The sequence below is a fragment of the Streptomyces sp. NPDC003032 genome (assembly GCF_053591415.1).
This window is the reverse complement of the sequence record NZ_JBSFTT010000017.1, coordinates 38,614-64,889: the sequence shown is the minus strand read 5'-3', so window position 1 is coordinate 64,889 and position 26,276 is coordinate 38,614. Positions and strand designations below refer to the sequence as shown.

Below are 26,276 nucleotides of genomic sequence, written 5' to 3'. Positions count from 1 at the left end.
TCGCTCATCTCGTGGCCGTTGTTGTCGTGATTACGGATGTCGTCGTACGTGCTGTAGTCACCGTCTCGATCAAGGTGGTGCCGCGCACGGGCGCCGCCGTGTCGCCCGTGCGCACCGTCACCTCGTACCGGCCCTCCCCGGTGGCGAGTACGTCCACCCAGTCGCCGCGCGGATGCCCGCACCGCCGCTCGCAGCCGGACCAGTGGACGGGCAGGCCCCCGGCGCCGGGGACGGCGTCGGCGCGGACGTCGGCGAGGGACTTGCCGCAGCCGGGCCGCCCGGCGCAGGCGCCGACGCCGAGCCAGGGCGATGCGGGGTCGGTGAGGTAGCCGACGTCGGCCAGCGCGCGCAGACGTTCACGCGCCGCCGCCTCGTCGGCGAAGCCCGGGATGACGAAGCCGCGCCAGGGGGTCACCCGGATCTCCCCGCCGGGCGCGGGGAGCAGCGCACGCCACTGCGCGGCGCTCACCCGACCGAGGGGGGCGCTCACCACGACGGCGCGCCCGACGACGCCGGGGGCGGGCGGGGCGCTGCGCGCGAGCGACACGGAGGCGGGCGGGGCCGCCGAACCGTCGATCGAAGCGGGGTCACTCGGCGAGGCACCCGGAGAGCCGTCCGCGACCGCCACGGCATCCGGCGCGGCCTGAACGGCACCCGGCGCCGCGAGCACGGCCTCCGCGGCGTCCGGGGGCGCGGGCACAGCCCGCACGCCCGCCCTGGCGAGCGCTCCCGCCAAGTCCACGCTCCGCCCCTCGGGCAGTTCCCTCACCCGCCAGGCGCCGTTGCCCGCCTCGTGGGCCGCGGTGAGGAAGGCGCCGGCCGCGGCGAGGGCGGCGCGCGGGGCGTCGGGGCCCCGCAGCCGCTGGGCACCGTCCCCGACGCGCACCAGCACCGTGCCGCCCGATTCTGCGATCAAGGTCACATCGCCGCCGAGCCCGGCCACGTCCCCGCGCCCGTCGTCCAGGATGAACAGGAAGCGGCCGGAAAGTGCTGTCGTCCACTCCTCGGCGCACAGGAGCCGGTCCAGCTCACGGGCCCACAACTGCACGTCGGCGTGGCCGAGTCGGTCGAGTCCTGCCAGCGGGGAGGCCACCACGTTCCGGACGCGTTCATGGCGTGCGGAGGGCAGCAGGCCCGCGTCCCGGAGCAGCGCGGCGAGCGCCCCGCCGCAGTCGTCGCCGAGGCCGCGCAGCTCGACGTTGCCGCGTGAGGTGACGCTGAGATTCCCGTCCGCGAAGCGCTCCGCCGCGTCGGCCAGCGCCGCCGCCTGGCGGGGGGTCAAAACGCCTGCGGGTACGCGGAGTCGGGCCAGCGCGCCGTCGTCGGCGCGGTGCAGGCGGAGGGCTCCGGGGCAGGCGTCACCCCGGTCGCGCATCCGGCCACGTATGGGGGGTTCGCCCTGTTTTGTGGGAGTTGCTCGGATGGGCGGCATGGCGGCGAGCATACCCACGCCGATCCGGCGGGTCGCCTCCCGAGGCGGGCCATCCCGGCAGGCGGCCGCCCCACCGGAGGTGGGCAGGACTTACTATGCAGGCGGCGGGCCGCCAGGTCCGCCGACGCCAGCGACGGCGTGGGTCCACCAGGACCCTGGGGAGGAAGGCCGGTGCGAATCCGGCGCGGTCCCGCCACTGTGAGCCCCACCGACGTGGGGTGAGCCAGGAACTCCTGCCGTCCATACGACCACCCGGGGCGCGGACACCCCGAGGAAGGCCTGCGCCCGCATGCTTCTGCTGCTGTCGACCTCCGACACCGATCTGCTCAGCGCCCGCGCGGCGGGGGGTCCGGTCGACTACCGGTTCGCCAACCCCTCCCGCCTGGACCTCACCGAGCTGCCCTCACTCCTCGACGGCGCCGACCTCGTCGTCGTACGCCTCCTCGGCGGCGTCCGCGCCTGGCAGGACGGCCTGGACCAGCTCACCGCCAGCGGCCTGCCGGTGGTCGTACTCACCGGTGAACAGGCGCCCGACGCCCAGCTCATGGCCTCCTCGACCGTGCCGATCGGCATCGCCGCCGAGGCGCACGCCTATCTCGCGCACGGCGGCCCCGCGAACCTGGAGCAGCTCGCCCGCTTCCTCTCCGACACCGTGCTCCTCACCGGCCACGGCTTCGACCCGCCGGCGCCCGCCCCGTCCTGGGGTCCGCTGGAGCGCACCGCTCGCGCGGTCGAGGGCCCGACCATCGCGGTGCTCTACTACCGCGCCCACCACATGAGCGGCAACACCGCCTTCGTGGACGCCCTGTGCGGCGCCATCGAGGACGCGGGCGCCCGCCCGATGCCGCTGTACGTGGCCTCGCTGCGCGCCCCCGAGCCGGAGCTGATCGACGAGCTGCGCGCCGCCGACGCCATCGTCACCACCGTCCTCGCCGCCGGTGGCACCAAGCCCGCCGAGGCCTCCGCGGGCGGCGACGACGAGTCGTGGGACGCGGGCGCGCTGACCGGCCTCGACGTGCCGATCCTCCAGGCGCTCTGCCTGACCGGGTCGCGTTCGGCCTGGGAGGAGAACGACGAGGGCGTCTCGCCGCTGGACGCCGCGAGCCAGATCGCGGTGCCGGAGTTCGACGGCCGGCTCATCACCGTGCCGTTCTCGTTCAAGGAGATCGACGAGGACGGGCTCCCCGCGTACGTCGCGGACGCCGAGCGCGCGGCCCGGGTCGCCGGGATCGCCGTACGCCACGCACGTCTGAGGCACATCCCGGCCGCCGACAAGCGCCTCGCGCTGGTGCTCTCCGCGTACCCGACCAAGCACTCGCGGATCGGCAACGCCGTGGGCCTGGACACCCCCGCGTCCGCCGTCGCGCTGCTGCGCAGGCTCATCGGGGAGGGCTACGACTTCGGGCCCACGGAAGACATTCCGGGGCTCGTCTCCGGTGACGGCGACGAACTCATCCGCGCGCTGATCGACGCGGGCGGACACGACCAGGAGTGGCTCACAGAGGAGCAGCTGGCCGCCAATCCCGTCCGCATCCCGGCCGCCGCCTACAAGCGCTGGTACGCGACGCTGCCGCGGGAGCTGCGCGACTCGGTCGAGCGGCACTGGGGGCCGCCGCCCGGCGAGATGTTCCTGGACCGCTCGCGCGTGGGCCAGGGGGGTGACCCCGAGGGCGACATCGTGCTCGCGGCGCTGCGGCGCGGGAACCTGCTCATCCTCATCCAGCCGCCGCGCGGCTTCGGCGAGAACCCCATCGCGATCTACCACGACCCCGATCTGCCGCCGTCGCACCACTACTTGGCGGCGTACCGCTGGATCGCCGCGTCCGCCGACGACGGCGGGTTCGGCGCCGACGCGATGGTCCACCTCGGCAAGCACGGCAACCTGGAGTGGCTGCCCGGCAAGAACGCGGGCCTTTCGGCGGCCTGCGGCCCCGACGCCGCGCTCGGCGACCTCCCGCTGATCTACCCGTTCCTGGTCAACGACCCGGGCGAGGGCACGCAGGCCAAGCGCCGCGTGCACGCCACCCTCATCGACCACCTCGTGCCGCCGATGGCCCGCGCCGACTCCTACGGCGACATCGCGCGCCTGGAGCAGCTCCTCGACGAGTACGCGCAGATCAGCTCCATGGACCCGGCGAAGCTGCCGGCGATCCGCGCGCAGATCTGGACGCTCATCCAGGCCGCGAAGCTCGACCACGACCTGGGCCTTGAGGACCGTCCGGACGACGACGGCTTCGACGACTTCCTGCTGCACGTCGACGGCTGGCTCTGCGAGATCAAGGACATGCAGATCCGCGACGGACTGCACGTGCTCGGTACCGCCCCGGCGGGCGCCGACCGCGTCAACCTCGTCCTCGCGATCCTGCGGGCCCGCCAGATCTGGGGCGGCACGACCGCCCTGCCCGGCCTGCGCGAAGCCCTCGGTCTCGACGAGTCCGCGGCGACGCGCACCACCGCCGACGCGGCGGAGGAGCAGGCCCGCGCGCTGGTCCAGGCGATGGACGACGCGGGCTGGGACCTCGCCGCCGTCCCCCGCGACCAGGGTGAACAGGTCGCCGCCGTACTGGAGTTCGCGGCCCGCGAGGTCGTCCCGCGCCTTGCGGCCACCACCGCCGAGCTCGACCACTCCGTGCACGCCCTGAACGGCGGCTTCGTCCCGGCGGGCCCCTCGGGCTCCCCGCTGCGCGGCCTGGTCAACGTGCTGCCGACCGGCCGCAACTTCTACTCGGTCGACCCCAAGGCCGTCCCGTCCCGCCTCGCCTGGGAGACCGGCGAGGCCCTCGCCGACTCGCTCATCGAGCGGTACAGGAACGACAACGGCGACTACCCCACTTCCGTGGGCCTGTCCCTGTGGGGCACGAGCGCGATGCGCACGGCGGGCGACGACGTCGCGGAGGCCCTCGCACTGCTCGGCGTCCGCCCCGTCTGGGACGACGCCTCGCGCCGCGTCACGGGCCTGGAGGCGATCCCGTACGAGGATCTCGGCCGCCCGCGCATCGACGTGACGCTGCGCATCTCGGGCTTCTTCCGCGACGCGTTCCCGCACACGATCGGCCTGCTCGACGACGCGGTACGCCTGGCCGCCTCGCTCGACGAGCCCGCGGACCAGAACTACGTACGCGCCCACGCCCAGGCCGACCTGGCCGAGCACGGCGACGAGCGCCGGGCCACCACCCGTATCTTCGGCTCGCGTCCCGGCACGTACGGCGCCGGGCTGCTCCAGCTCATCGACTCCCGCGACTGGCGCACCGACGCGGATCTCGCCGAGGTCTACACGGTGTGGGGCGGCTACGCGTACGGCCGCGGCCTCGAAGGCCGTCCGGCCCGCGCCGAGATGGAGACGGCGTACAAGCGCATCGCGGTCGCCGCGAAGAACACGGACACCCGCGAGCACGACATCGCCGACTCCGACGACTACTTCCAGTACCACGGCGGCATGGTCGCGACCGTGCGCGCGCTGCGGGGCACGGCGCCTGAGGCGTACATCGGCGACTCGACGCGCCCCGAGACGGTCCGCACGCGCACGCTGGTGGAGGAGACCTCGCGCGTGTTCCGCGCGCGCGTCGTCAACCCCAAGTGGATCGAGGCGATGCGCCGCCACGGCTACAAGGGCGCCTTCGAACTCGCCGCCACCGTGGACTACTTGTTCGGGTACGACGCCACGACGGGCGTCGTCGCCGACTGGATGTACGACAAGCTCACGGAGACGTACGTCCTCGACCCCACCAACCGGCAGTTCCTCCAGGAGGCCAACCCCTGGGCCCTGCACGGCATCGCCGAACGCCTCCTGGAAGCGGAGTCCCGCGGCATGTGGGCCAAGCCCGACCCGGCGCTGCTCGAAGCGCTGCGGCAGGCCTACCTGGAGACCGAGGGCAATCTGGAGGACGGTGCCGAATCGTGACCGGCAGCGCCGTGCGGTACCTCTATCTCGCCCGGCACGGCGAGGCCACGGACGATGAGAGCGGGCTGACGGAAGGGGGGCGCCGGCAGGCCGCTCTTCTCGGGGAGCGGCTTCGGGGTGTGCCGCTCTCCGCGGTCCATCACGGGCCGCTGCCCCGGGCCACGCAGACCGCCCGGCTGGTCGGGGAGCAGCTCGACGGCGTGCCCCTGCACGGCTCCGACGCCGCGGGGGATTACCTCCCGTACATGCCGCTAAGGGAGGAACTGCCCGAGGAGAGTGCCGAGTCGACGCTTCAGCGCCTGGCGCGGTTCCCCGCGGAGGAGCGCGAGGGCGGGCCCGCGCTGGCCCGCGAGGCTCTGGCGCGGTTCACCGGACCGGTGCCCGGGGACGAGCCGCGCCATGAGCTGGTCGTCACGCACAACTTCCTGATCGGCTGGCTCGTCCGGGACGCCCTCGACGCCCCTCCGTGGCGCTGGCTCGGTCTCAACCACTGCAACGCGGCCCTGACCCTCATCCGCTACACACCCGGCCGCCCCGCCTCGCTGGTCTTCTACAACGACATGCGGCATCTGCCCGCGGAGCTGCGCTGGACCGGGTTCCCGCCGGAACTCACAGAAGGTGGGGAATCGCGACGCTGTTGACCAACGGGCCCTCGACCGTGACTCCTTCCGTGATCAGCGACTCGGTGATCACGGGCAGCGGGCCGGGGCCCTCCACCGCGACAACGAAAAGGGTGAGGAGTCCAAGGAGCATGGCGGTCAGGGCGTGACGGTGACGCATATGGCTGCCTTCTCTGTCGCGGCTGGACGGTGCTGGACGGAGCTGTGATGCGCTGGTGACGGTTCGTCAGGCGACCCGTTCGTATGATCGTCGGTGACTTCTCGGGCTCGGCGGGGGTTACACACGGCGAGCGGGCCGTGCATGGCGGCCCGCGCCCATGGTCCAAGGAGGTCGCGATGGACGGCAGTTGGGTGCAGGCACGTTGGGTGCGGACAGTCTCCCGTTGGGCGGTGGTCGCGGCGGTCACGGCGGCGCCGGCCGTTCTGTGCTCCGGTACGGCACACGCCGACGAGACGAACAAGAACTCGCACAACGGCCCCAGGGTCGCGCTGATCAGCACCGGCCAGATCGACGACCCGATGGAGGACGTGCTGGAGCACACCCTGAACTTCGGGGACGGGTACCAGTGGAACTGACCGGCGCGGCCGCGCGCCGTCCGTAGCCGTCACGGGCTTGTGCGGAACCCGGTATCCGCGCAAGCCCGCAGTGACGCGGCGGTGTTCAGGTCACGGGGCGAGGCAGTTCACGCCCGGGACCTCACTGGGGACCCCGGGGGACGTCGGATCGATGATCCCCGCGATGTCACCGGGCGCCTGTGCCAGGCACTCTACGGTCGCGGCCGGGTCCGGGACGGCGTTGGCGGGCACGGCGAGGATTCCCAGCAGAGTGACGGCCCCGAGGACGACGGCGGCGTAACGGCGCATGTGAAGTCTCCTTCGCTTCGGCGGAGTTGCCAGTGGTCCGGCCTTTCATGCCGGGCCGCTCCGTGACTCCCCAGCCATCGCACCGGATACGCCCTTTATCACTCGTACGTGGATGAGGGAACGATCCGTCACCGCGTGGCCGCTGGGCCCGCCGCCCCGAAGCCTCCTCCTACTGACCGGGCGTACGGGCGGTCAGGCGCAGGCGGAGTCGGCGCGGCTGGTAGACGGTGGCCAGTGGGATGGGCCGCACGTCGACGCCGGGCTCGCAGGTGACCCGCCACTTGCTGAGGATGGTGGCGAGCGCGAGGGTCGCCTCCGTACGGGCGTAGAGGTCGCCGATGCACTTGCGGGCGCCGGTGCCGAACGCCATGAACGCCTGCCGGGCCAGGGGCGAGACCTGGTCGGGCAGCCAGCGGTCGGGGTCGAACTGCCGCTCCTTGGGGAAGGCGTCGGTGTTGAGCGCCACCGCGGCGGGGCTGAAGACGACGGTGCTCCGCGCGGGCAGCCGCAGCCCCGCCACGTCCAGGTCGGTGGCGGTGAGCCGGGTGAAGAGCCAGGCCGGCGGGTAGAGCCGCAGCGTCTCGGTGATGATCCGGTCGGTCAGCCGCAGCCGCGCGACGTCGTCGAACTCCGGGGCCCTGCCCGCGAGGACGTCGTCGATCTCCGCGTACAGCTGCTCCTCGATCCTCGGGTACTTCGAGAGCAGGTAGAAGATCCAGGTGAGGGTGGCGGCGACGGTCTCGGTGCCGGCCGCCATCACGGTGATGACCTGGTCGTGGATCTCCTTGTCGTCCAGCCGGCCGCCGTCGTCGTCGCGCGAGTCGAGGAGGGCGGAGAGCAGGTCGTCGTGGTCGACGCCGTCGCGGCGGTAGTCGTCGATGAGGGTCTGCGTGGTGCGGTGCAGATAGTCGAGGTTCTCGCGGTAGCGGCGGTTGCCGGGGCTCGGCATCCTGCGCACCGCGGCGGGCAGGAACATCTGCCGGAAGAGGCCCTTGAGCACGGCGTCGAAGGCGCGCTCCACGCTGTCGGCGAGTTCCTTGCTGACCGGGGTCGAGTACAGCGTGCGGCCGACGGTGCGCAGGGCCATGCCGTACATCTCGGGGAAGGCGTCGACGACCACGCCGTCGCTCCAGCGCTCCGCGGTGGTCTCGATCTCCGCGTGCATCGCCGAGGCGTACCGCTTGAGCTGGGGGCGGGTGAAGGCCGACTGCATCAGCCTCCTCTGCCGGCGGTGGTCGGCGTAGGGGCAGGTGACCAGGCCGTTGCCCGCGATGTCACGGGCCCGGTCGTAGAAGATGCCGCCCTTGTCGTACTCGTTGTCGCTGGTCAGGACCTGGCGGAGCAGGGTGGGGTGGGTCGGCACATGGGCCTCCGTGGGGCCCAGGCGTATTTTCACCAGGTCGCCGTGCGTGGCCAGTGACGACATGAACTGCAGGGGGCGGCGCATCATCTGCCAGGCGTGTCCGACGAAGGGTGCGGCTCCGGGTGCCGTTCCCGCGACGAATGTCTGCTGGGTCATGGGTGTTCCTCTTCTTCCTCGGAGTCTTCGAGTCTTTCTCGAAGTGCGCTGCTGTGGTGGCCGGTTGGCGGCGCTAGCGGAGGCTGCCTAGCTCCTCCAGGTAGCCCTGGCGGCTGGCGGCCAGCGCGAACTCGGCGTCGTAGCGGCCCGAGGAGCGGTGCCAGTCGTAGGAGCCGCGGATGACGGGGCGCACCGCGTCGAGCCGGTAGCGCTCGACGGCCTCGCGCTCGTGCGCGGTGAGGGAGAAGGCGTCGCAGACCTTCGGCAGGGCGCTCTCCAGGAGCAGGAACTCCTCGAGCCGTAGGCGCACTTGGTCCTGCATGTACGCGATGCTGCGGCTTCTGGGCCAGCCGTGCTCGCGCATGAGGATGAAGACCATGTTGTTCAGTTCTCCGCGCGCCTCCTCCTTCTCCAGCGACGCGATGTCGTTGAGCATGAGGTTGACGTCGACGGCGATCCGCAGCATCGCCGACATCACGGCGCTGTCGAAGACCCGGTGCGGCACCTCGAAGTGTCCCGTGGCCTCGGCGAGGTCGACCGTGGGCTGTACGCCTATGGTGTGGCGCCGCATGTTCAGGTACTCCCGGGCGGAGTCGCAGGGGGTGTCGTCGAAGCGGCCGCTCGCTTCGTCCACGTACCCCTGGAAGTAGGCGCGCCAGTGCTGGGCGCTGCGGGCGCACCACTCCTTCGACATGCCCCGGCGGGAGCGGCGCCAGATGTCGGCGAAGCCGTGGGCTATGAGCGGCGCCGACTCGGGCAGCGGGCCGTCCAGGGCGGCGGCGACCGCGTCGGTGAGTTCCTTGCTCTGTCGCGGGTCCTCGCCGCGCGGGCCGTCGAAGAGGTCGTCGAAGAGGAAGAACCAGGACATCAGGTCGACGCCGAGGTCGAGGTCGGGCCCGCTGGTGGAGGGGTAGAAGCGCGAGGCGAGATCGGCGTAGCCGCCTTTGCGGTGGCGCTCCGCCGCGGCCTCGGTGTTGATCAGGCCGAAGGAGCGGGGCCAGGCGATGTGCTCGGCCTCGGCGCGCGCGTGGTCGGGGCTGCGACGCATGGGCAGGGGTATGGAGAAATCGACGTCCTGTGGCATGGGGGAATCTCCCTGGGCTTTACAGGGGCACGGACTGGCGCCCGAGGTGGGGTGGGATGGCAGGAACCGCCGGACCGGGGGGCGACGCTGCCCGCGGGGCGGTGCGGTGTGGGGCGGGGGCTGGGACGGGGCTGGGGGTCGTGGGGGTGGTCCGTGTGGGGTGCGGTGGGGTGGTGCCGGCCGGAGGGCGGCGGGTGGGGAGGTCCGTCGGGTGGGGCCGGGAGTGGGGCTCCGGGGGCAGGCGGGGTGGTTACATGTCGCGGCCTACGACGAAGCCGCCGAGCGTGATGAGTTCCTCGCGTGCCGCCGGGTCGAGAGCGGTGTCGCGCAGCGCGGCCTCGCCGAGTTCCAGGCGGCGGGCCGCCTCGGCGACGGCCCACGCGCGGCCGCCGGCCTCCTCGACGAGGTCGGCGGCGCGGCGCAGTTCGGCCTCGTCCGGCTCGTCGGGGGCGCTGAGCCAGGCGGCCAGTTCGACGCTCGACGTGCCCTGCTCGTTCAGCGCGTACGCGACGGGCAGCGACTTCTTGCGCGTACGTAGGTCGCTGTGGACCGGCTTGCCGGTGCGGGCCGGGTCGCCCCAGACGCCGAGCACGTCGTCGATGAGCTGGAAGGCGATGCCGACCTGGTCGCCGTAGAGCGCGAGGGCGTCCACGACGGTGACCGGCGCCCCGGCGAGGACGGCGCCGATGGCGGCGCTCGCCGAGAGCAGCGCGCCGGTCTTGCCGGCGGCCATCTCGACGCACTCCTCGACGGTGACGTGCGCCCGGCTCTCGAACGACATGTCCTGGACCTGGCCGCGGATCAGCTCGCGGGTGGCGCGGGACAGCAGCCGGGCGGCGGCGGCCGCGGTCGGCTGCCCGCACTCCAGGAGCACCTCGTGGGCCAGCGCGAGCAGGGCGTCGCCGGTGAGGATCGCGCCCGAGGCTCCCCAGAGGGACCACACGGTGGGGCGGTGGCGGCGCTGTTCGTCACCGTCCATCAGATCGTCGTGCAGCAGCGAGAAGTTGTGGACCAGTTCGACGGCGACGGCGCCCGGCAGGCCGGTCTCCTGCCGGGCGCCCGCCGCCTGCGCGGAGAGCAGCGCCAGCGCGGGCCGTACGGCCTTGCCGCCGCCGTCGGAGGCCGGGGTGCCCGCCGCGTCGATCCAGCCGAGGTGGTAGGCCGCCTGGTGGCGGCTCTCCTCGTCGAGCCGGTCGAGGGCCGCGCTCAGGGCGGGCGTGAGTGTGTCGCGGACCCGGTGCAGACTGCTCGGTGTCGCACTCACGCGGCACCTCCCGTGCGCCACGGCTCGGCGATCTCGTTGTGTTCGGGGCCGGCGCGGGTGATGTCACCCGAGAGGGTGGCGCCCGGCACGACGGCGCCGGACGACGAGCCGGGTATGGGCGTTACGTCCATGTGCGTTGGCTCCTTCTCGGCTGGGCGTGTCGACGTTCAGGAGGCATAGGGGGGCAAGTGCTGCCTTACGTCGGCGAACTGGGCGTCGATCCGGTCCGGGGCGTCGGCGTTGGTGAAGAGGTAGAAGCGGTCGGAGCCCAGGGCCTCCCAGACCGTGCCCGCCACCTCGTCGGCGCTGACCGTGGTGGCGCCGACCGCGTCGCGCGGCGCGACCAGGCCCTGGGTCATGGGGGTGTCGACCCGCCCCGGGCAGAGCACCGAGACCCGTACCGGCGAGTCGCGCAGATCGGCCCGCAGGCTGCGGGCCACGGCCAGGTCGGCGTGTTTGGACGCCGCGTAGGCCGCGGAGCCCGCGCCGACGACGAACGCCGACATCGACGCGGTCTGCACGAGGTGGGCCGGGCGTCCGCCGGCGAGGATGCGGGGCACGAAGGCGCGCGCCACATGGAGGTGCGACCAGAAGTTCACGTCGAGGACGCCGCGCATGTCGTCGAGGGGCACCTCCCACAGCGGCCGGCCCACCGGCCCGACCACACCGGCGTTGTTGCACAGCACGTCCACCGCGCCGAGACGCTCGTACGCGGCGGCGGCCAACTCCTCGACCGCCTCCGCGTCGACGAGGTCGGCGACGAACGTGCTGACGACGTCCGCGCCGGTTTCCGCCAACTCCCTTGCCGCGCGGGCGAGTCCGTCAACGTCGACGTCCGTCATCACCACACGCGCGCCCTCCCGGGCCAGCCGGGCGCCGAGCGCGCGGCCTATGCCGCTCGCCGCCCCGGTGACCACGGCCGTACTCGCCTCGAAACGCATCCGCCGTCCTCCCCGTCATCGAACATGTACGTCGCGAATCGCCCCCTTGCCGCGCCCCAGCGACATTGCTGGGGCGCACAGGAGGGGCTGACGGCCGAAGGGGAGGAGCCCGGATCGTGTGGGCGGGCGGGTCAGAGGGAGTTGCCGACCTTCAGGGCCAGGTCGATGAGGCGGTTCGAGTAGCCCCACTCGTTGTCGTACCAGCCGACGACCTTGACCTGCGGTCCGTTGACACGGGTGAGGCCCGCGTCGTAGACGCAGGAGGCCGGGTCGGTGACGATGTCGGAGCTGACGATGGGCGCCTCGGTGTAGGAGAGCAGCCCCTTGTACGCGCCGGCGGCGGCCTTCGCGTACGCCTCGTTGATCTCCTCGACGGTGGTGCGGCGGGTCGTGGTGACCGTCAGGTCGGTGACCGACCCGGTGGGCACGGGAACCCGCAGCGAGAACGCGTCGAGGCGGCCCTGGAGTTCGGGCAGGACCAGGCCGATGGCCTTGGCCGCGCCGCTGGACGTCGGCACCACGTTGACGGCCGCCGAGCGTGCGCGGCGCAGGTCCTTGTGGGGGGCGTCCTGGAGGTTCTGGTCCTGGGTGTAGGCGTGGACCGTGGTCATCATCCCGTACTCGATGCCGACGGTGTCGTGGAGCACCTTGGCGAGGACACCGAGACAGTTGGTGGTGCAGGAGGCGTTGGAGATGATCGTGTGCCGCTCGGGGTCGTACGTGTCGTCGTTGACACCCAGGACGATCGTGACGTCCTCGTCGCTGGCGGGCGCGGCGATGATCACCTTCTTGGCGCCGCCGTCGATGTGCGCGCGCGCCTTCTCCGCCTTGGTGAAGATGCCCGTGGACTCGATGACGACATCCACACCCAGGTCGCCCCAGGGCAGCTGGGCCGGGTCGCGCTCGGCGAGGACGGTGACCTTGCGGTCGCCGACCCGGATCGCTCCGGGCTCGGCGGTGATCTCTTCGGGAAAACGGCCGAGGACCGAGTCGTAGGTCAGGAGGTGGGCCATGGTCGGTACGTCGCCGAGGTCGTTGACCGCGACGATCTCCAGGTCCGCGTTCCTGGCGGCAACCGCCCGGAAGACGTTCCTCCCGATGCGGCCGAAGCCGTTGATACCTACACGAACAGTCATGCGTTCCTCTCACGATGGTTACGAGAAGGCAGCCGCGCACGGTATGTCGCACCGCGGCGACCACCCGGAACACCATAAGCAACTTGCATAAGCTATCAATACACCGCCACTCCGCAAGCTATAAGCTCCCCCGGGTGCATGCCTCCTTCAACGATCTGAATGTGACTCACTTCACGGACGAGGTACGGGACTTCGTGCGCCGGTCCGGGGCGCCGCGGGTGCGCGGGGCCTGAACGGCCCAGTCGAGCACCGGCGCCAGACTCTCCGGAGCGGGCCAGTCGTTGACGACCGCGAGGAGCCGCAGATACCGGTCCCTGCGGGGGTCGTTCATGCTCTCCAGGTGCCCGGCCAGCCGCCGGCGCAGCGCGTCGCCGTCCGGCAGCCCGACGGTGTGCGCGTAGTGCCCGGCGAGCGCCGCGACGACCGCGTCCGCCCGGGGCCCGGCGGGATCGACACCCTTGGCCAACGCGGGCCCGACGAGTGAGCGGACGGCTTCGGCGAGGATGCGGGGCAGCCCCGTGGCGTCGTCCGGGGCCGGGCCCGGTCGGCGGCCATGTTCCGGGCCATCCCCCGCACGCTGGAGCGGAAGTCGGCGTCCTGGAACAGCTCGGCCAGCTCCACCCACGCCTCCACCTGCTGCGGGGTGGGATCGGCGGGCAGTTCGGGAGTCATCGAGCGGATGACGGCCGGGAAGGCGGGATCGGTGTGCAGCCCGGTGAAGACGGAGCCGAGGAAGTCACAGACCAGCCGCCGCCGTTCGTCCTCGGAGAGCTTGGTCAGCCGGTGCATGAGGTCCAGCTCCTCGGGCGTGGAGCCGCGCTTGGCGGCCACCGTCAGCACGGCCCGGCGCTGGCGCAGGGTGTGTATCTGTACGTCGAGCGCCTCCGCGTGCGCCGAGGCCACCTCGGCGAGCGGTATCTCGCGGTCCACGACCCGGCGGATGGTGGCCAGGTCGAGCCCCAGCTCCCGTAGCGTCCGCACGAGTCCCAGCCGGGCCACGGCGTCGACGCCGTAGAGCCGGTACCCACCCGTGGTGCGGTCGGCCGGTGTCACGACCCCGGAGTCCGAGTAGAAGCGGATGGTCTTGACCGGAAGCCCGGTGCGGCGGGCGAGTTCGCCGATGGAGCAGAGGGTGTCGGCGTCCGTGTCGGTGTCGCCGTGGGCGCGGGTGTCGGTGTCGGTGTCGGTGTCACAAGGCCTGTCGTCGTCCATGCCCCCACCCTCGCGTCTCCCGTTAGGGGAGACTCAAGGCGCGCTCACTCCCCGACGAGCGCGTCGACGACGGCTCGGGCGACGCGGCCGGCCCGCTCCGGCGTCCAGTAGTCCGGGTCCTCCACGGTGGAGACGAAGTATCCGCGGGTCAGCAGGGAGAGCACGTCGGCCGCCAGCTCGGCGTCGGGCACCCCGGCGGCGACGGACGCGTCGAGGAACTCCCGTCGCGACTCGTGCGGCTCCCGGTGGTCGACCGCCTGGGGGTCGACGTGCGCCGAGGAGAGCATCTCGACCCAGAGCGTGCGCAGCAGCAGGTCCTCGGGCTCCGTGCTCAAGTGCCACTCGACGGTGGCCCGCAGGCGCTCCTTGCCGTCCAGCTCCCCGACCCGCTCGTCCAGGTCGGCGCGCCAGCGGGACTCCGCCGCGCGGACGGCGTTGGTGATCAGGGCCGTCCGCGTCGGCACGTAGTTCGTGACCATCGCCGTGGAGCCGCCCAGTTCCTTGGCCACGGCGCGGATGGTGATCGCGCGCGCGCCGTCGCGGGCGGCGACGGCAAGGGTGGCCCGGGCGATTTCCCTGCGGCGTTGGACTTCGTCGACGTCGATCGGCATGAAGGCAACCTAGCTCAGAGGGGGGTTGACGCAGAACGGACTCAAATGCAACGCTGTTATATCACGTTGTTTTTTAAAAGCTTTCCTCCCTGGAGGGTCCATGAGCCTCGTCGTCCGGCGCGTCACCCCCGAGCCCGTCCCCCGGCACGCGCGCCAGCACATGGTGCGCATGCGGGACGGCGTGTTACTGGCCACAGATGTGTACGGGGCCGACACCGCGACCGGCCCCTCCCCGACGGTCCTTGTGCGCCTGCCGTACGACAAGAACAGCCGGTACGTCTTCTTCGAAAGGGCCGCCGAGCGGTTCACGGCGCGGGGGTACGTCGTGGTGGTGCAGGACGTCCGCGGCAAGTTCCGCTCGCAGGGCCGCACGCTCGCGTGGACCGGCGAGGTGGACGACGGGTACGACACCATCGAGTGGGTCACGCGCCAGCCCTGGTCGGACGGGGTCGTGGGCATGTTCGGGGACTCGTACTACGGCTTCACGCAGTGGTCCGCGGTCTCCAGCCAGCACCCGGCCCTGCGCGCCATCGTCCCGCGCGTGACATGCGTCAACAACGGGCCGGGTGTGGCCAGTTACGACGCCGGGGCGGGCCCGCAGCCCCTGTGGCTGGAGGGCGCCGACTACCAGGCGCACGTCTGGGTGGACAACGACAGCTACGAGTACGAGGCCGACCTCACCAAGCGCCCGCTGATCGCCGCGTACGAGGAGGCCTTCGAAGCCCTGCGGAAGCGCTCGGCCGGGTTCGACCTGGTCGTCGGCGGCATCCGCCTCGCCCCCTACAGCGGGCCGCACCCCTACGACGCGCGACCCGTGCCCGTCCTGCACTGCGTGGGCTGGTTCGACAACCTCGGCACCGCCCACATGCGCGACTACACCGAACTGGCCCGGCGGCCCGGCTGGGCGGCGGTGCAGTACCTCAACGCCGATACGACCGACCACGAGAACTACTCGCTGGAGGACGCCCCGGTCTCCCCCGCCACCGACCACGCCGTCGACGACGCCGCTCTGGAGCGCATGCTCGACTCCTATACGGGACCGGCGCTTGAGTTCTTCGACGTCTTCCTGAAGGGCACCGCCCCGCCCGAGTCGCTGCCCAGGGTGCGCTGGAAGCTCGGGCACGTCGGCTGGCGCACCTCGGCCACCTGGCCGCCGCCGGGGACGCGGCACAGCGAGCTCCATCTCGGAGATCCGGAGTCCGCGACGGGTCCGGTGCCCGGCGGCCGTCTCGCCGCCCGCCCGGCAGCCGACGCGGAGGAGTACGTGGAGTGGCGGTACGACCCCGACAACCTCGTGCCCTCCGCCACGGCCGACACCTTCCTGCGGCTGCGCGACCATCCGGACGAGCGGCCCACCGCCGACCGGGACGACGTCCTCGTCTTCACGGGCCCCGCCTCCGACATCCCGCTCGACCTCGTCGGCCCCGTGCACGCGCGGCTGTACGTCGAGAGCACGGCGCCCACCTTCGACGTCTTCGTCCGGCTCCTCGACCTCGCCCCCGACGGCACGGCACGGCTGATCGTGCGCGGCTGTGTGCAGGCGGACGCCCCGGGTGAGGTGCGGGTCGACCTCGGTCACACCGGCTACCGCGTACGCCCGGGTCACCGTCTCGCGCTGGCCGTCGCAGGCAGCGACTTCCCGAACCACCTGCCCAACTCCGGTTCGCTGGAGAATCCGTGGCTGACGACCGCGCCCAAGGCGAGCCTTCAGAAGCTGCGGACCGGAGCCACCCACCCCTCGCGGCTGTGCCTGACCGTCCTGCCCGCGTCGGCGTCGGCGTCGGCGAGCGGTGACGACGGGGGCCCACAATGACCCTGCGCTTCGTCGCCACCCGTCTTGCCACACTCGTCGTGACCGTCGTCGTCTCCAGTCTGGCCATCTACGGGGCGATGTTCCTGAGCCCCGGCGACCCCGCCACCTTGCTGGTCGGCGGCAGCCGCGACCCCGATCCGCGGGTCCTCGCCGGGATCCGCCGCGAGTACCACCTCGACGACCCGTTCATCGGGGGCTACTGGCACTGGCTGAGCGGCTGCCTGCGCGGCGACTTCGGCACGTCGCTCGTCTACCGCGACAGCGTCGCCGACCTGATCGGCGCCCGCGTCGGCGACACGCTCGCCCTCGTCGGCTACGCCGCCGTGCTCGTCCTCACCGTGGGCACGGTCGTCGGCACGGTCGCCGCGCTGCGCGGAGGACGTACGGAGACGCTGGTCACCACGGTGACGGCGGGCGCCATGGCGGTGCCTACGTTCGTCATGTCGGTGCTGCTCATCTGGCTCTTCGCCGTCCGGCTCCCCTGGTTCCCGGTGTACGGCTCGGGCGAGGGCCTCACCGGCACGCTCTCGCACCTGACGCTGCCCGCGCTCGCGCTCGCGCTGACCTGGATCGGTTACGTCGCCCAGGTCACCCGTACCGCCGTCCGCGCCGAACTGCGCGCCGAGCACGTGGAGACGGCGCGCAGCCGGGGCGTACCCGAACGGACGGTGATCCGGCGCCATGTGCTGCACAACGCCTCCGGTCCCGTCTTCGCGGTGTCCGGAGTCGGCGTCGCCGGGCTCGTCGCCACCGCCGCCGTCGCCGAGCAGGCGTTCGGCACCGGCGGCCTGGGGGCTCTCATGATCGAGGCGGCGTCCAAGCAGGACATGGCCGTGGTCCAGGCCGTGTCGCTGATCTTCATGGTCGTGTTCGTCGTCATCAACACCGCGGTCGACCTGGTCAGCACCGCGCTCGACCCCCGACTCTCCCGGAAGGGGGCTGCCCGATGACCACCGCTCTGTTCGCCCGCGTACCCCGGACCGGGGCGGGAGCCGGACGCCCGAAGGACCACCTGACGCTCTGCGCGGCGTGTGTGGTCGGGTTGTTCGTCCTGCTGGCCGCGCTCGGTCCGCTGATCACCCCGCACGATCCGAACGCCGTGGACGCGCTGGGCGTCAACGCCGGCCCCTCCGCGGCGCACCTCCTCGGCACGGACGACACCGGGCGCGACATCCTGTCCAGGCTCATCATCGGCACCCGCGCCAGCCTCGCCGCCCCGGCGGTGATCATCGCCGTCTCGACGACGCTCGGCACGCTGCTCGCGCTGTCCGCCGCCTGGTTCGGCGGGTGGCTCGACCGGTTCGTGTCGGGGGTGCTCGACGTCGTGTTCGGGTTCCCGGGTCTCATCATGGCCGTCCTCGCCGCCGCCGTCTTCGGCGCGGGCCTTCTCGCACCGGTCGTGGCGCTGTCGATCGCGTATCTGCCGCTGATCACCCGCGTCGTGCGGGCGGCAGCCGTCAAGGAACGCGGTCTTCCCTACGTATCGGCGCTCCAGCTCCTCGGCGCCCCCACGGCCCGCATCTGGCTGCGGCACCTGCTGCCGAACCTGCTGCCGCTGATCCTCGTCCAGGCCACCATCGGGTTCGGCTACGCCCTGCTCGACGTGGCCGCCATCTCCTTCCTCGGCCTGGGCAGCCAGCCGCCCGACCCCGAGTGGGGGCTGATGGTGACCAACGGAGCCCCGTCGATCCTCTCCGGCCACCCCCAGCAGTCGCTGTACGCGGGGCTGGTCATCCTCGTCGTCGTGGTGGCGTTCAACCTCCTCGGGGCCGGTCTGTCCCGACGTCTGCTCGGAGAGAACGCATGAGCCGGACACCTCCCCCTCCCCTGCCCCTGCTCCACATCGACGCGCTCGGCATCGATCTCCCGGTCGACGGAGTCGTACGTACCGTCGTCCACCGCGCCGACGTGACCGTCCCCGAGGGAGCGGCCGTGGCCCTGGTGGGCGAGTCGGGGTCCGGGAAGTCACTGACGGCACGCTCCGTGCTGCGGCTGCTGCCGGAAGGGGCCGGTGTACGCGGGGACCTGCTCTTCGCGGGCGAGTCCGTGCCCGGCATGTCACCGGAGCGGCTGCGCGGCTTCCGTGCCGCCGATGTCGCCATGGTCTTCCAGGACCCGAGGGCCCACATCAACCCCGCCCGCAGTGTGGGGGACTTCCTGGTGGAGGGCCTGACGACCGCACGCGGTGTCCCCGGCGCCGAGGCCGTCGCCAGGGTTACGAAGATCCTCCGCGAGGTGGGCATCGGCGACGCCGACCGGCGGATGCGGCAGCGCCCCCACGAACTGTCGGGCGGTCTGCTGCAACGCGTCATGATCGCCGCCGCGTTGGCCGCCGAACCCCGGCTGCTGCTGGCCGACGAGCCGACCACCGCGCTGGACGTGACCACCCAGGAGGAGGTGATGGCCATCATCGGGGAGGCGCGCGAGGCGCGCGGACTCGCCATGCTGTTCATCACGCACGACCTCGAACTGGCCGCCGCCGTGTGCGACAGGATCGTGGTGATGTACGCGGGGACCACCGTGGAGGAACTCCCCGCGGCACGGCTCAGGGAGAGCGCCTCGCATCCGTACACGCGTGCGCTCCTCGCGTCCCGCCCGCCGGTCGGCGACCCCGGCGCGGAGCTGCGGGCCATCGCCGGAAGGCCGCTGTCCGGTTTCGAGGCGCCGGCGGGGTGCGCCTTCGGTGACCGGTGTCCCCGTGTGCGGGATCTGTGCCGCGAGCAGGCGCCTGAACCGCGGGCGGCCGGCGACGGCACGGCGGCCTGCCACTTCCCGCACACGTCGTTGCCTGAGGAGGCCGAGAGCCATGCTCGACGTACGTGATCTGCGCAAGGTCTTCGGCGACTTCGTCGCGGTGGACGATGTCAGCTTCTCGCTCGCGCGAGGAAGTTCCCTCGCGGTCGTCGGCGAGTCGGGGTCGGGCAAGACGACCACCGCCCGCATGATCGCCGGGCTCGAGACGCCCAGCGGCGGCCGGATCGTCGTCGCGGGCGACGAACGGCCGCCCGGACGGCCCCGGTCACGGGAGCGCCGCGCCCGGAGCCGTCAGATCCAGATGGTCTTCCAGGACCCGTACTCGTCGCTCGACCGGCGCCAGCGCGTGGGCGACGCGATCGCTGAGGCGGTCCGCCTCCACCGGGCACCGTCCTCGGCCGCGCTCCGGGACCGGGTGGCGGAGCTGCTCGACATGGTCGGCCTGGACGACCGGCAGGCACGGGCGCTGCCGAAGGCGCTGTCGGGCGGCCAACGCCAGCGCGTCGCCATCGCCCGCGCGCTGGCGGCCGAACCGCGGGTGCTGATCCTCGACGAGGCGATCGCGGCGCTCGACGTGTCGATCCAGGCCCAGATCCTCGGCCTGCTCGCACACGTCCGCGCCACCACCGGGACCGCGCTCCTGTTCATCACGCACGACCTCGGCGCCGTCCGGCACATCAGCGAAGAGGTACTGGTGATGCGGTCGGGACGAGTCATCGAACGCGGCCCCGTCACCACCGTCCTCGAAACCCCTCAGGACCCGTACACGCGGCGCCTCATCGACTCCGTCCCGAAGCCTGGCTGGAAGCCACGGAGACGGGTGGACCGGCCTGCGGCCTGAGCCAATGCCCGCGCCCCCGCCGGTCCAGGAGACCGGCGGGGGCGCGACCGTCTGCGGGGTGCGTCGAGCGTGTGTCAGGCGGCGCGGGCCCCGGCCAGGGACGGGCGTGTGCGGTCCGTCCTGGTCTCGATGTCCGATGCCACGTGGAGCAGCGCGTCCTCGCGGAAGCGGCCGCCGATCAGCTGGACGCCTGTCGGGAGGCCGTCGCGGGTGCCCGTCGGTACGGACATCGCCGGGAAACCGAGCACCGGCACGGCCTGCATGGGCCACTGCGCGGCGAGGAGTTCCCGTACCCGGGCGTCGCCGGCCAGGTCGGCGTCCTGTTCGAACGGCGGCTCGGCGGAGACCGGCGTCATCAGGATCCGGTCGTCGCCCAGGTACCGCTGGAGGCGGCTGATGAGGGTGCCGCGCCGGGCGTAGCCCTTGATGTAGGCGTCCAGGGTGGGCCGTTCGCCCCAGGTCTCCGCGGCGGCGGTGAAGGAGGAGGTGAGGGAGACCCTTACCGACTCGTCGCCGAAGCGCTCGATCTCGGGCAGCATCGTCCGCAGCTCCTCATAGAGCAGCAGCGACCAGAGCAGGGCCGCCTCGCCGAGCAGCGGCAGTTCGACCTCCTCCACGTCGTGCCCGGCCTCGCTCAGCCACCGCGCCGCCCGGTCGAGCGCGGCGTTCACGGTGGGGTGCGGCTCGGCGAGGCCGACACTCCGTACGATCGCGATCTTCTTCCGGCCGGGCAGACCCAGCGGGGGCCGCGCCGGGAGGCCCACCGGGTCGACGAGGTCCGGCGTCACCATGGCGTGCAGCCCTCGCCGGACGTCGTCGACGGTCCAGCCGAGCGGGCCGTGCACGGCCATCGTCTGGAAGGACATGGGACTGTCGAACTCCTCGGCCCCGCGCGGTTCCGTGCCGGAGACGAGGCCCATCGTGGGACGCAGTCCGACCGCGCCGCAGCAGTAGGCGGGGAAGCGGATCGACCCGCCGATGTCGTTGCCCTGCGCGATCGGCACCATCCCGGCCGCGACCGCCGATGCGGCGCCTCCGGAGGAGCCGCCCGGTGTGCGCCCGCTGTCCCACGGGTTGAGCGTCCTGCCGTGCAGGTCGTTGCCGGTGAACCAGCGGACGGCGAAGGCCGGGCTGTTGCTGCGGCCCAGGAAGTTCGCGCCGGCCTGCCGCAGCGCGGCGACGCACTCCGCGTCGTCCGGCGCCACGGCACCGGCCCACGCCTTGACGCCGTGCGAGCTGACGTGCCCGCGCAGCGACGTGTTGATCTTCGTGGAGACCGGTACGCCGTGCAGCGGAGGCAGCTCCGCACCGGCCGCGACCGCCGCGTCCGCGGTCGCCGCGCGGGCGAGCACCTCCTCGGCCCTGATGTCCACGAGGGCGTTGAGCGCCGGGTTGGTCACGTCGATCCGCGCGAGGAACGCGGCGGCGACCTCGGTGGCGGAGAAGGTCCTGTCGCGGATCCCGGCGGCCAGTTCGGCGGCCGGGCGGTCCCACAGCGGCTTGTCGCCCGGGGTGTCGGTCATCGTCGTCTCCTGTGAGGTGGGCGTGTGCGGGGTCACTTGGCCGTGCCGCCGAGGTGGGCGGCCCACGGCATGCTCATGTAGGCGAAGGAGGTGGGCGCTCCACTGATGCGCTCGTTCATGAACATGCGCTCATGGGTGGTGGCGAGGTGGACCACCGGGACGGTGGGGGTGAACAGCGCCTGCGCTTCGGCGTACGCCTTGGCCGACTTGGCGGGGTCAAAGGACGTGCGGGCCCGGTCGAGCAGCCGGCTCACGTCGGCGTTGCGGTAGTCGGTCCAGTTGAAGATGCCGCGCGGGGTGACCATCTCCGCGACGTACGACGCCGGGTCCGGCATGCCGACGTATCCGAAGGTGAGGACGAGGTCGAGGTCCTCGCGTACGGACGGGTCGTAGAAGAGGGACGACATCTCGGTGGGCTGGAGCTGCTTGATGCGGATGTCGACGCCGATCTTCTTGGCCGCCGCCTGGATGAACGTCAGCGCCTGGAGCCCCCGCTGGTCCCCGGCGGGAATGGCGGCCACCAGAGGCCGCGCCGGCGCACCCGCCCGCTTCACCAGCTTCTTGGCGCGCTCCAGGTCCGGCTTCGGCACGGCGGGCAGCGCCTTGTACGCGGCGTCGAACCGGGCGGCTTCCGGGTCGCCCCGCCAAGTGAGGGGCGGGACGAGCGTCTTCAGGGTGGTGGCGTCGCCGCCGAAGACGTTCTTGATCAGGGCGTCGCGGTCGATGGCGTACGACAGCGCGTCCAGGAGCCGGCGGTCGGCGGCCGGGGACTTGGCGTTGGCGGGGATCAGCAGGACGTTCTGCGTGGAGGGGCCGAGGTGGGTCGCGCCGTTGTCGGCCTTGGCGAGCGCGGTGGCGCTGCTGGGCGGCAGTTCGTAGGTGCCGTCCACCTCGCCGGACAGCAGGGCGCTGGTCAGCGTATTGCTGTTGGTGATGAACTTGAAGTCGATGTTCTCCGCCTTCGGCTTCAGCTTCGTGTCCCAGTAGGCGTCGTTGCGCTTGAGGGTGATGCCGGCGCCGGACTTCCACGAGCCGAGTTCGAACGGTCCCGTGCACATGAGGCCGCCCTTGGCGGTGCCGTAGGCGGGGCCGGCCTTTTCGGCGTACGCCTTCTTGTTCACCGCGCCGAACGACGTGGCGAGCGCCTTGGGCAGGGTCTGGTCGTACGTCTTGGTGCGCAGCGTCACCTGGTGGGCTCCGGTGGCCTTGATCGACGTCACCGCGGAGAGGTAGTTCCCGTACAGCGCCTGCGTCTTGGGGTCCCGCTGCCGCTCCAGGCTGTGGACGACGTCCTTCGGCGTCATGCGGGAGCCGTCCCAGAACCGCACGTCGGACCTCAGGTCGAGCACCAGGGTCCGGCTGTCGGACCAGGTGGTCTTCCGGGCGAGGCCGGGGCTCAGGGAGAAGTCGGCGTTCATCCGCGTCAGCGTGTCGCAGAGGTTCGCGCCGACCGTCTGGGGCGAGTAGTCGCCCACCTTCGCGGGGTCCAGGGTCGTCGGCTCGCCGTAGGGCAGGGCCCAGGTCACGCGGTCGACGGCGGCGGGGCCGGGCGGCGTGGTGGTGGTGAGGCGCGTGTTCCGGGGCGGGCCGTCGGCCCCGCCGGACGCGGAGGTGCAGGCGGCCGTGGTCAGCAGCCCCACACCCATGAGCAACGTCAGCATCCGTTTTCTCGCAGCCATGACTGATGCTCCTTGCCGAGCGGAGGTAAGGGAGAGGGACGCTCACCTCACGGCATGGGAGATGCCGGCGAGACGTCGTAAATGAATGTCATATAACACTGTTGCATCTCACGCTCGCATCTGGTGAGCTGACGAGTCAAGACCCCCGCCACCCCCGCTCGAACTCGGCCACGGTCACGCGCAAGCGCCTTTGCCGACCGCCGACGACCGCCGACGAGCGCCGGTGCGAGCCCACTCAGAGGAGCCCCGCCATGCCTTTCGCCCCCGCCCTCGACTTCGCCTTCGAGATCCGCGCCCACGTCACCGAAACGCTCCACATCGGCCACGGCGACGGGGAGGTCACCGAGTTCACCCCCATCGTCGGCGGCAGCGTGGACGGCCCCCTGCTCCGCGGCGAGGTTCTCGCGGGCGGCGGGGACTGGAGCAGCACCCGCGGCGAGGTCTGCGAGCTCGACGCGCGGTACCTGATCCGGGCCGAGGACGGCGCGGTGATCGACATCGCCAACCGCGGCTTCTACCGGCCGAAGGCCGACAGCCCGGACCAGTACGACGGTGGACTCCAGGTCTCGGAGGCCGGGCACTACTACCGGACGTCACCGGTCTTCCGGACCGACGCCCCCGCCCACCGGTGGCTCGCCGAGACGGTCTTCGTCGGCCTGGCCCGGCCGGAGGGCGACGACGTGGTCGCCATCCGCATGTACGCGCTCCGATAGAGACGGCGAGCCTCAGGACAGCGACCGCCAGGCGCGGTTCAGGGCGTCACGGAACCGCCCGACCTCCTCGGCGCTGAACTCGGCGACCATGCGCTCTTCGAGCCGCGCGGCCGGTCCGGCGTACTCGGCCAGCAGCCCGCGCCCCGCGTCGGTGAGCAGGATGAGCCTCTCCCTGCGGTTGAGCGGGTTGGACTCGCGGCGGATCAGGGCGCGGCTCTCCAGCGCCCGCACCATGTCGGACATGGTCTGCGCCGTGACGAAGGAGTCCCGGGCGAGCTGGGCGGCGGACACGCCGTCGTGCCGCTCGAGCACGGTGAGGGCCGTGTACTGCAGGGCCGTGATGCCGGCCGGCTTGAGCATCTCCTCCAGGCGCGCCCGCACCACCAGCTCGGCGCGCTTGACCAGGTAGAGCAGCGAAGGACTCATGGTCTCCACCCTAGGCCATTGACAGGAATCCTGATCATCGCGAACACTGACGCTCGACGCGTTCATCAGGATTCCTGTCGATTGTCGATCTACCAGCGGGGCCGACGCACTCGGCATCCGCACCACATGAGAGGTGCCGGACATGGATCTGCACGGGAAAGCCGCCGTCGTCACCGGAAGCGGGCGCGGCCTCGGCCTGGGTTACGCCCGGGCTCTCGCCGCGGCCGGAGCCGCCGTCGTCGTCAACGACGTGGACGGCGAGGCGGTCGACGCGGCGGTCGCGGAGATCACCGCGGCGGGCGGCAGGGCGGCCGGCGTCGTCGCCGCGGTGGGTGACAGCGAGGCGGCCGACCGGCTCGTGGACACGGCGGTGCGGGAGTTCGGGCACCTGGACGTGCTCGTCAGCAACGCGGGCATCCTGCGCGACCGCGTGCTGTGGAAGATGACCGACGACGACTTCGACGCCGTGGTCAAGGTCCATCTGCGGGGCACGTTCACGTGCGCCAGGGCGGCCACGGTCCGGATGCGCGAACAGGGCACCGGCGGCCGCATCGTCCTCATCTCCTCACCGGCGGGGCAGCGGGGCAACTTCGGCCAGACCAACTACGCGGCCGCCAAGGCGGGCATCGTCGCGATGGCGCGGACCTGGGCGATGGAGCTGGCCAGGGCCGGCGTCACCGTCAACGCGGTCGTCCCCGTCGCGGCCACCGAGATGACCAGGACCATCCCGGCCTTCGCCCCCGTCATCGCGGAGTCGGAGCGCACCGGCGAACCGCTGCCGGACTGGCTGCGCAAGGACGAGGGGCTCGGCACCGTCGATGACGTCGCCGGGCTGATCACCTTCCTGGCCTCGGACGCCGCCAAGGACGTCACCGGCCAGGCCATCGGCGTCGGCGGCGACCGGCTGGCCCTCTGGGCGCACCCCAAGGAGAAGGCGGTCGCCTTTGCCGACGGCGGCTGGAGCGCCGACGCGATCGCCGCCGGGTGGCACGGCGGAGTCGGCGCCGAACCGGAGACGTACGGCATCCCGGCTCCCCAGGCTCCGGGGGCGTGATCCGGATGCTGGACGTCGCTCAGCTGACCGCCATAGACGTGCACACGCACGCCGAGGTGTCGAAGGACGGCCACGGAGCGCTCAGCCCCGAACTGTTCGGCGCCTCCGAGAAGTACTTCAAGGCACACGGCCACCGGCAGCCGACGATCGACGAGATGGCCGCGTACTACCGCGAGCGCCGCATGGCCGCCGTGGTGTTCACCGTGGACGCCGAGCACGCCACCGGCCACCCGCGGATCTCCAACGAAGAGATCGCCGGGAGCTGCGCGGCCCACGCCGACGTACTCATCCCGTTCGCCAGCGTCGACCCGCACAAGGGCCGGGCCGGGGTGCGGGAGGCCCGCCGCCTGGTGACGGAGCACGGGGTGCGGGGCTTCAAGTTCCACCCCAGCATCCAGGCGTTCTCCCCCGACGACCGGCTCGCCTATCCGCTGTACGAGGCCATCGAGGAACTGGGCGTACCGGCGCTGTTCCACACCGGTCAGACCGGCATCGGCGCGGGTGTTCCCGGCGGCGGCGGGATCCGGCTGAAGTACTCGGACCCCATGCTGGTCGACGACGTCGCCGTGGACTTCCCGCAGCTGCGGATCATCCTGGCGCACCCGTCGTTCCCCTGGCAGGACGAGGCGCTGGCGGTGGCCACGCACAAGCCGCACGTGTACATCGACCTGTCCGGCTGGTCGCCGAAGTACTTCCCGCCGCAACTGGTGCGGTACGCCAACACGCTGCTCAAGGACAAGGTCCTCTTCGGCTCCGACTACCCCGTCATCACCCCCGACCGGTGGCTCGCCGACTTCGAGAGGCTCGACATCAAGCCCGAGGTCCGCCCGAAGATCCTCAAGGAGAACGCCGCCCGCCTGCTCGGCCTGCTCAAGGACTGAAAGGGGTT

The 26,276-nt window shown here is 72.0% G+C and carries 24 protein-coding genes, 1 pseudogene and 1 riboswitch; of the genes and pseudogenes, 11 read left to right on the top strand and 14 right to left on the bottom strand.

The features are described from left to right. Positions 1 to 4 precede the first annotated feature (4 nt). On the bottom strand, positions 5 to 1,444 hold the full coding sequence (locus ACWDZ7_RS23780; protein WP_451799699.1) for a cobalamin biosynthesis protein CobG: 1,440 nt from the start codon (positions 1,442 to 1,444) through the stop codon (positions 5 to 7). Between the two features lie 111 nt (positions 1,445 to 1,555). After that, positions 1,556 to 1,681, top strand: a riboswitch (cobalamin riboswitch). A gap of 40 nt (positions 1,682 to 1,721) precedes the next feature. On the opposite strand from ACWDZ7_RS23780, the gene cobN reads away from it, so the two are divergent. Both cobN and ACWDZ7_RS23770 read left to right on the top strand, forming a co-directional pair. Continuing rightward, complete coding sequence (gene cobN, locus ACWDZ7_RS23775) at positions 1,722 to 5,333, top strand: cobaltochelatase subunit CobN (RefSeq protein WP_451799573.1); 3,612 nt, start codon at positions 1,722 to 1,724, stop codon at positions 5,331 to 5,333. Then, a complete protein-coding gene (locus ACWDZ7_RS23770; protein ID WP_451799571.1) occupies positions 5,330 to 5,974 on the top strand; it encodes a histidine phosphatase family protein in 645 nt (214 codons plus the stop codon). The genes cobN and ACWDZ7_RS23770 overlap by 4 nt, the downstream gene beginning before the upstream one ends. Here ACWDZ7_RS23770 and ACWDZ7_RS23765 read toward each other — a convergent pair. Next, positions 5,943 to 6,113 carry a hypothetical protein gene (locus tag ACWDZ7_RS23765; protein ID WP_451799569.1) on the bottom strand — a complete coding sequence of 57 codons (171 nt, stop codon included), beginning with the start codon at positions 6,111 to 6,113 and terminating at the stop codon, positions 5,943 to 5,945. The genes ACWDZ7_RS23770 and ACWDZ7_RS23765 overlap by 32 nt on opposite strands. 176 nt (positions 6,114 to 6,289) lie before the next feature. Between ACWDZ7_RS23765 and ACWDZ7_RS23760 the strand changes: the two genes are divergently transcribed. Beyond that, entirely contained in the window at positions 6,290 to 6,529 is a 240-nt protein-coding gene (locus ACWDZ7_RS23760; protein ID WP_451799698.1) for a hypothetical protein, read from the top strand. Between the two features lie 90 nt (positions 6,530 to 6,619). Here ACWDZ7_RS23760 and ACWDZ7_RS23755 read toward each other — a convergent pair whose 3' ends face one another. The 9 genes and pseudogenes from ACWDZ7_RS23755 to ACWDZ7_RS23715 form a co-directional block, all read right to left on the bottom strand. Beyond that, complete coding sequence (locus ACWDZ7_RS23755; RefSeq protein WP_451799567.1) at positions 6,620 to 6,817, bottom strand: hypothetical protein; 198 nt, start codon at positions 6,815 to 6,817, stop codon at positions 6,620 to 6,622. A gap of 169 nt (positions 6,818 to 6,986) precedes the next feature. Continuing rightward, complete coding sequence (ptlI, locus tag ACWDZ7_RS23750) at positions 6,987 to 8,336, bottom strand: pentalenene oxygenase (protein WP_451799565.1); 1,350 nt, start codon at positions 8,334 to 8,336, stop codon at positions 6,987 to 6,989. Between the two features lie 73 nt (positions 8,337 to 8,409). After that, positions 8,410 to 9,420, bottom strand: a complete 1,011-nt coding sequence (ptlA, locus tag ACWDZ7_RS23745; protein ID WP_451799564.1) for a pentalenene synthase — start codon at positions 9,418 to 9,420, stop codon at positions 8,410 to 8,412. A 250-nt stretch (positions 9,421 to 9,670) separates the two neighbouring features. Further along, positions 9,671 to 10,684 (bottom strand): polyprenyl synthetase family protein, encoded by a 1,014-nt coding sequence (locus ACWDZ7_RS23740; RefSeq protein WP_451799562.1) that lies wholly within the window; start codon positions 10,682 to 10,684, stop codon positions 9,671 to 9,673. Then, positions 10,681 to 10,815, bottom strand: a complete 135-nt coding sequence (locus ACWDZ7_RS23735) for a hypothetical protein (RefSeq protein ID WP_451799560.1) — start codon at positions 10,813 to 10,815, stop codon at positions 10,681 to 10,683. Before ACWDZ7_RS23735 ends, ACWDZ7_RS23740 begins: the two co-directional genes overlap by 4 nt. A gap of 36 nt (positions 10,816 to 10,851) precedes the next feature. Beyond that, positions 10,852 to 11,625: an SDR family NAD(P)-dependent oxidoreductase gene (locus ACWDZ7_RS23730; protein WP_451799558.1), complete on the bottom strand. Its 774-nt coding sequence runs from the start codon at positions 11,623 to 11,625 to the stop codon at positions 10,852 to 10,854. A gap of 131 nt (positions 11,626 to 11,756) precedes the next feature. Next, entirely contained in the window at positions 11,757 to 12,761 is a 1,005-nt protein-coding gene (gene gap, locus ACWDZ7_RS23725; protein ID WP_451799556.1) for a type I glyceraldehyde-3-phosphate dehydrogenase, read from the bottom strand. 166 nt (positions 12,762 to 12,927) lie between these two features. Continuing rightward, positions 12,928 to 13,883, bottom strand: a pseudogene (locus tag ACWDZ7_RS23720) (helix-turn-helix domain-containing protein). Between the two features lie 134 nt (positions 13,884 to 14,017). Next, entirely contained in the window at positions 14,018 to 14,584 is a 567-nt protein-coding gene (locus ACWDZ7_RS23715; RefSeq protein ID WP_451799554.1) for a TetR/AcrR family transcriptional regulator, read from the bottom strand. Between the two features lie 100 nt (positions 14,585 to 14,684). Between ACWDZ7_RS23715 and ACWDZ7_RS23710 the strand changes: the two genes are divergently transcribed. Genes ACWDZ7_RS23710 through ACWDZ7_RS23690 form a run of 5 tightly spaced genes read left to right on the top strand, consistent with a single transcriptional unit; the run spans position 14,685 to position 19,992 of the window. Continuing rightward, entirely contained in the window at positions 14,685 to 16,397 is a 1,713-nt protein-coding gene (locus tag ACWDZ7_RS23710) for a CocE/NonD family hydrolase (RefSeq protein WP_451799552.1), read from the top strand. Beyond that, on the top strand, positions 16,394 to 17,347 hold the full coding sequence (locus tag ACWDZ7_RS23705) for an ABC transporter permease (protein WP_451799550.1): 954 nt from the start codon (positions 16,394 to 16,396) through the stop codon (positions 17,345 to 17,347). Before ACWDZ7_RS23710 ends, ACWDZ7_RS23705 begins: the two co-directional genes overlap by 4 nt. After that, positions 17,344 to 18,204: an ABC transporter permease gene (locus tag ACWDZ7_RS23700; RefSeq protein ID WP_451799548.1), complete on the top strand. Its 861-nt coding sequence runs from the start codon at positions 17,344 to 17,346 to the stop codon at positions 18,202 to 18,204. Before ACWDZ7_RS23705 ends, ACWDZ7_RS23700 begins: the two co-directional genes overlap by 4 nt. Further along, positions 18,201 to 19,220, top strand: coding sequence for an ABC transporter ATP-binding protein (locus ACWDZ7_RS23695; protein ID WP_451799546.1), 1,020 nt, complete (start codon positions 18,201 to 18,203; stop codon positions 19,218 to 19,220). The genes ACWDZ7_RS23700 and ACWDZ7_RS23695 overlap by 4 nt, the downstream gene beginning before the upstream one ends. After that, positions 19,204 to 19,992, top strand: coding sequence for an ABC transporter ATP-binding protein (locus tag ACWDZ7_RS23690; RefSeq protein WP_451799545.1), 789 nt, complete (start codon positions 19,204 to 19,206; stop codon positions 19,990 to 19,992). The genes ACWDZ7_RS23695 and ACWDZ7_RS23690 overlap by 17 nt, the downstream gene beginning before the upstream one ends. Before the next feature lie 74 nt (positions 19,993 to 20,066). On the opposite strand, the gene ACWDZ7_RS23685 is transcribed toward ACWDZ7_RS23690, so the two are convergent. Together ACWDZ7_RS23685 and ACWDZ7_RS23680 are read right to left on the bottom strand one after the other, a co-directional pair. Continuing rightward, entirely contained in the window at positions 20,067 to 21,515 is a 1,449-nt protein-coding gene (locus ACWDZ7_RS23685; protein WP_451799543.1) for an amidase, read from the bottom strand. Between the two features lie 32 nt (positions 21,516 to 21,547). Further along, positions 21,548 to 23,194 carry an ABC transporter substrate-binding protein gene (locus tag ACWDZ7_RS23680; RefSeq protein WP_451799542.1) on the bottom strand — a complete coding sequence of 549 codons (1,647 nt, stop codon included), beginning with the start codon at positions 23,192 to 23,194 and terminating at the stop codon, positions 21,548 to 21,550. A 251-nt stretch (positions 23,195 to 23,445) separates the two neighbouring features. Here ACWDZ7_RS23680 and ACWDZ7_RS23675 point away from each other — a divergent pair, with 251 nt between their 5' ends. Continuing rightward, complete coding sequence (locus tag ACWDZ7_RS23675; protein ID WP_451799541.1) at positions 23,446 to 23,907, top strand: DUF3237 domain-containing protein; 462 nt, start codon at positions 23,446 to 23,448, stop codon at positions 23,905 to 23,907. A 12-nt stretch (positions 23,908 to 23,919) separates the two neighbouring features. On the opposite strand, the gene ACWDZ7_RS23670 is transcribed toward ACWDZ7_RS23675, so the two are convergent. After that, the gene (locus ACWDZ7_RS23670) at positions 23,920 to 24,333 is read right to left on the bottom strand and encodes a MarR family winged helix-turn-helix transcriptional regulator (RefSeq protein WP_451799539.1); all 414 of its coding nucleotides are present in this window, start codon (positions 24,331 to 24,333) and stop codon (positions 23,920 to 23,922) included. Between the two features lie 133 nt (positions 24,334 to 24,466). On the opposite strand from ACWDZ7_RS23670, the gene ACWDZ7_RS23665 reads away from it, so the two are divergent. Further along, positions 24,467 to 25,387 carry an SDR family oxidoreductase gene (locus tag ACWDZ7_RS23665; RefSeq protein ID WP_451799537.1) on the top strand — a complete coding sequence of 307 codons (921 nt, stop codon included), beginning with the start codon at positions 24,467 to 24,469 and terminating at the stop codon, positions 25,385 to 25,387. A gap of 8 nt (positions 25,388 to 25,395) precedes the next feature. After that, entirely contained in the window at positions 25,396 to 26,268 is an 873-nt protein-coding gene (locus ACWDZ7_RS23660) for an amidohydrolase family protein (protein WP_451799697.1), read from the top strand. Positions 26,269 to 26,276: the final 8 nt, after the last annotated feature.

Bases quoted from the DNA above. Each gene is read 5' to 3' on its own strand.
- ACWDZ7_RS23780 (WP_451799699.1), bottom strand. From the start codon at position 1,444: ATGCTCGCCGCCATGCCGCCCATCCGAGCAACTCCCACAAAACAGGGC.
- cobN (WP_451799573.1), top strand. From the start codon at position 1,722: ATGCTTCTGCTGCTGTCGACCTCCGACACCGATCTGCTCAGCGCCCGC.
- ACWDZ7_RS23765 (WP_451799569.1), bottom strand. From the start codon at position 6,113: ATGCGTCACCGTCACGCCCTGACCGCCATGCTCCTTGGACTCCTCACC.
- ACWDZ7_RS23760 (WP_451799698.1), top strand. From the start codon at position 6,290: ATGGACGGCAGTTGGGTGCAGGCACGTTGGGTGCGGACAGTCTCCCGT.
- ACWDZ7_RS23755 (WP_451799567.1), bottom strand. From the start codon at position 6,817: ATGCGCCGTTACGCCGCCGTCGTCCTCGGGGCCGTCACTCTGCTGGGA.
- ptlI (WP_451799565.1), bottom strand. From the start codon at position 8,336: ATGACCCAGCAGACATTCGTCGCGGGAACGGCACCCGGAGCCGCACCC.
- ptlA (WP_451799564.1), bottom strand. From the start codon at position 9,420: ATGCCACAGGACGTCGATTTCTCCATACCCCTGCCCATGCGTCGCAGC.
- ACWDZ7_RS23735 (WP_451799560.1), bottom strand. From the start codon at position 10,815: ATGGACGTAACGCCCATACCCGGCTCGTCGTCCGGCGCCGTCGTGCCG.
- ACWDZ7_RS23730 (WP_451799558.1), bottom strand. From the start codon at position 11,625: ATGCGTTTCGAGGCGAGTACGGCCGTGGTCACCGGGGCGGCGAGCGGC.
- gap (WP_451799556.1), bottom strand. From the start codon at position 12,761: ATGACTGTTCGTGTAGGTATCAACGGCTTCGGCCGCATCGGGAGGAAC.
- ACWDZ7_RS23715 (WP_451799554.1), bottom strand. From the start codon at position 14,584: ATGCCGATCGACGTCGACGAAGTCCAACGCCGCAGGGAAATCGCCCGG.
- ACWDZ7_RS23710 (WP_451799552.1), top strand. From the start codon at position 14,685: ATGAGCCTCGTCGTCCGGCGCGTCACCCCCGAGCCCGTCCCCCGGCAC.
- ACWDZ7_RS23705 (WP_451799550.1), top strand. From the start codon at position 16,394: ATGACCCTGCGCTTCGTCGCCACCCGTCTTGCCACACTCGTCGTGACC.
- ACWDZ7_RS23700 (WP_451799548.1), top strand. From the start codon at position 17,344: ATGACCACCGCTCTGTTCGCCCGCGTACCCCGGACCGGGGCGGGAGCC.
- ACWDZ7_RS23695 (WP_451799546.1), top strand. From the start codon at position 18,201: ATGAGCCGGACACCTCCCCCTCCCCTGCCCCTGCTCCACATCGACGCG.
- ACWDZ7_RS23690 (WP_451799545.1), top strand. From the start codon at position 19,204: ATGCTCGACGTACGTGATCTGCGCAAGGTCTTCGGCGACTTCGTCGCG.
- ACWDZ7_RS23685 (WP_451799543.1), bottom strand. From the start codon at position 21,515: ATGACCGACACCCCGGGCGACAAGCCGCTGTGGGACCGCCCGGCCGCC.
- ACWDZ7_RS23680 (WP_451799542.1), bottom strand. From the start codon at position 23,194: ATGGCTGCGAGAAAACGGATGCTGACGTTGCTCATGGGTGTGGGGCTG.
- ACWDZ7_RS23675 (WP_451799541.1), top strand. From the start codon at position 23,446: ATGCCTTTCGCCCCCGCCCTCGACTTCGCCTTCGAGATCCGCGCCCAC.
- ACWDZ7_RS23670 (WP_451799539.1), bottom strand. From the start codon at position 24,333: ATGAGTCCTTCGCTGCTCTACCTGGTCAAGCGCGCCGAGCTGGTGGTG.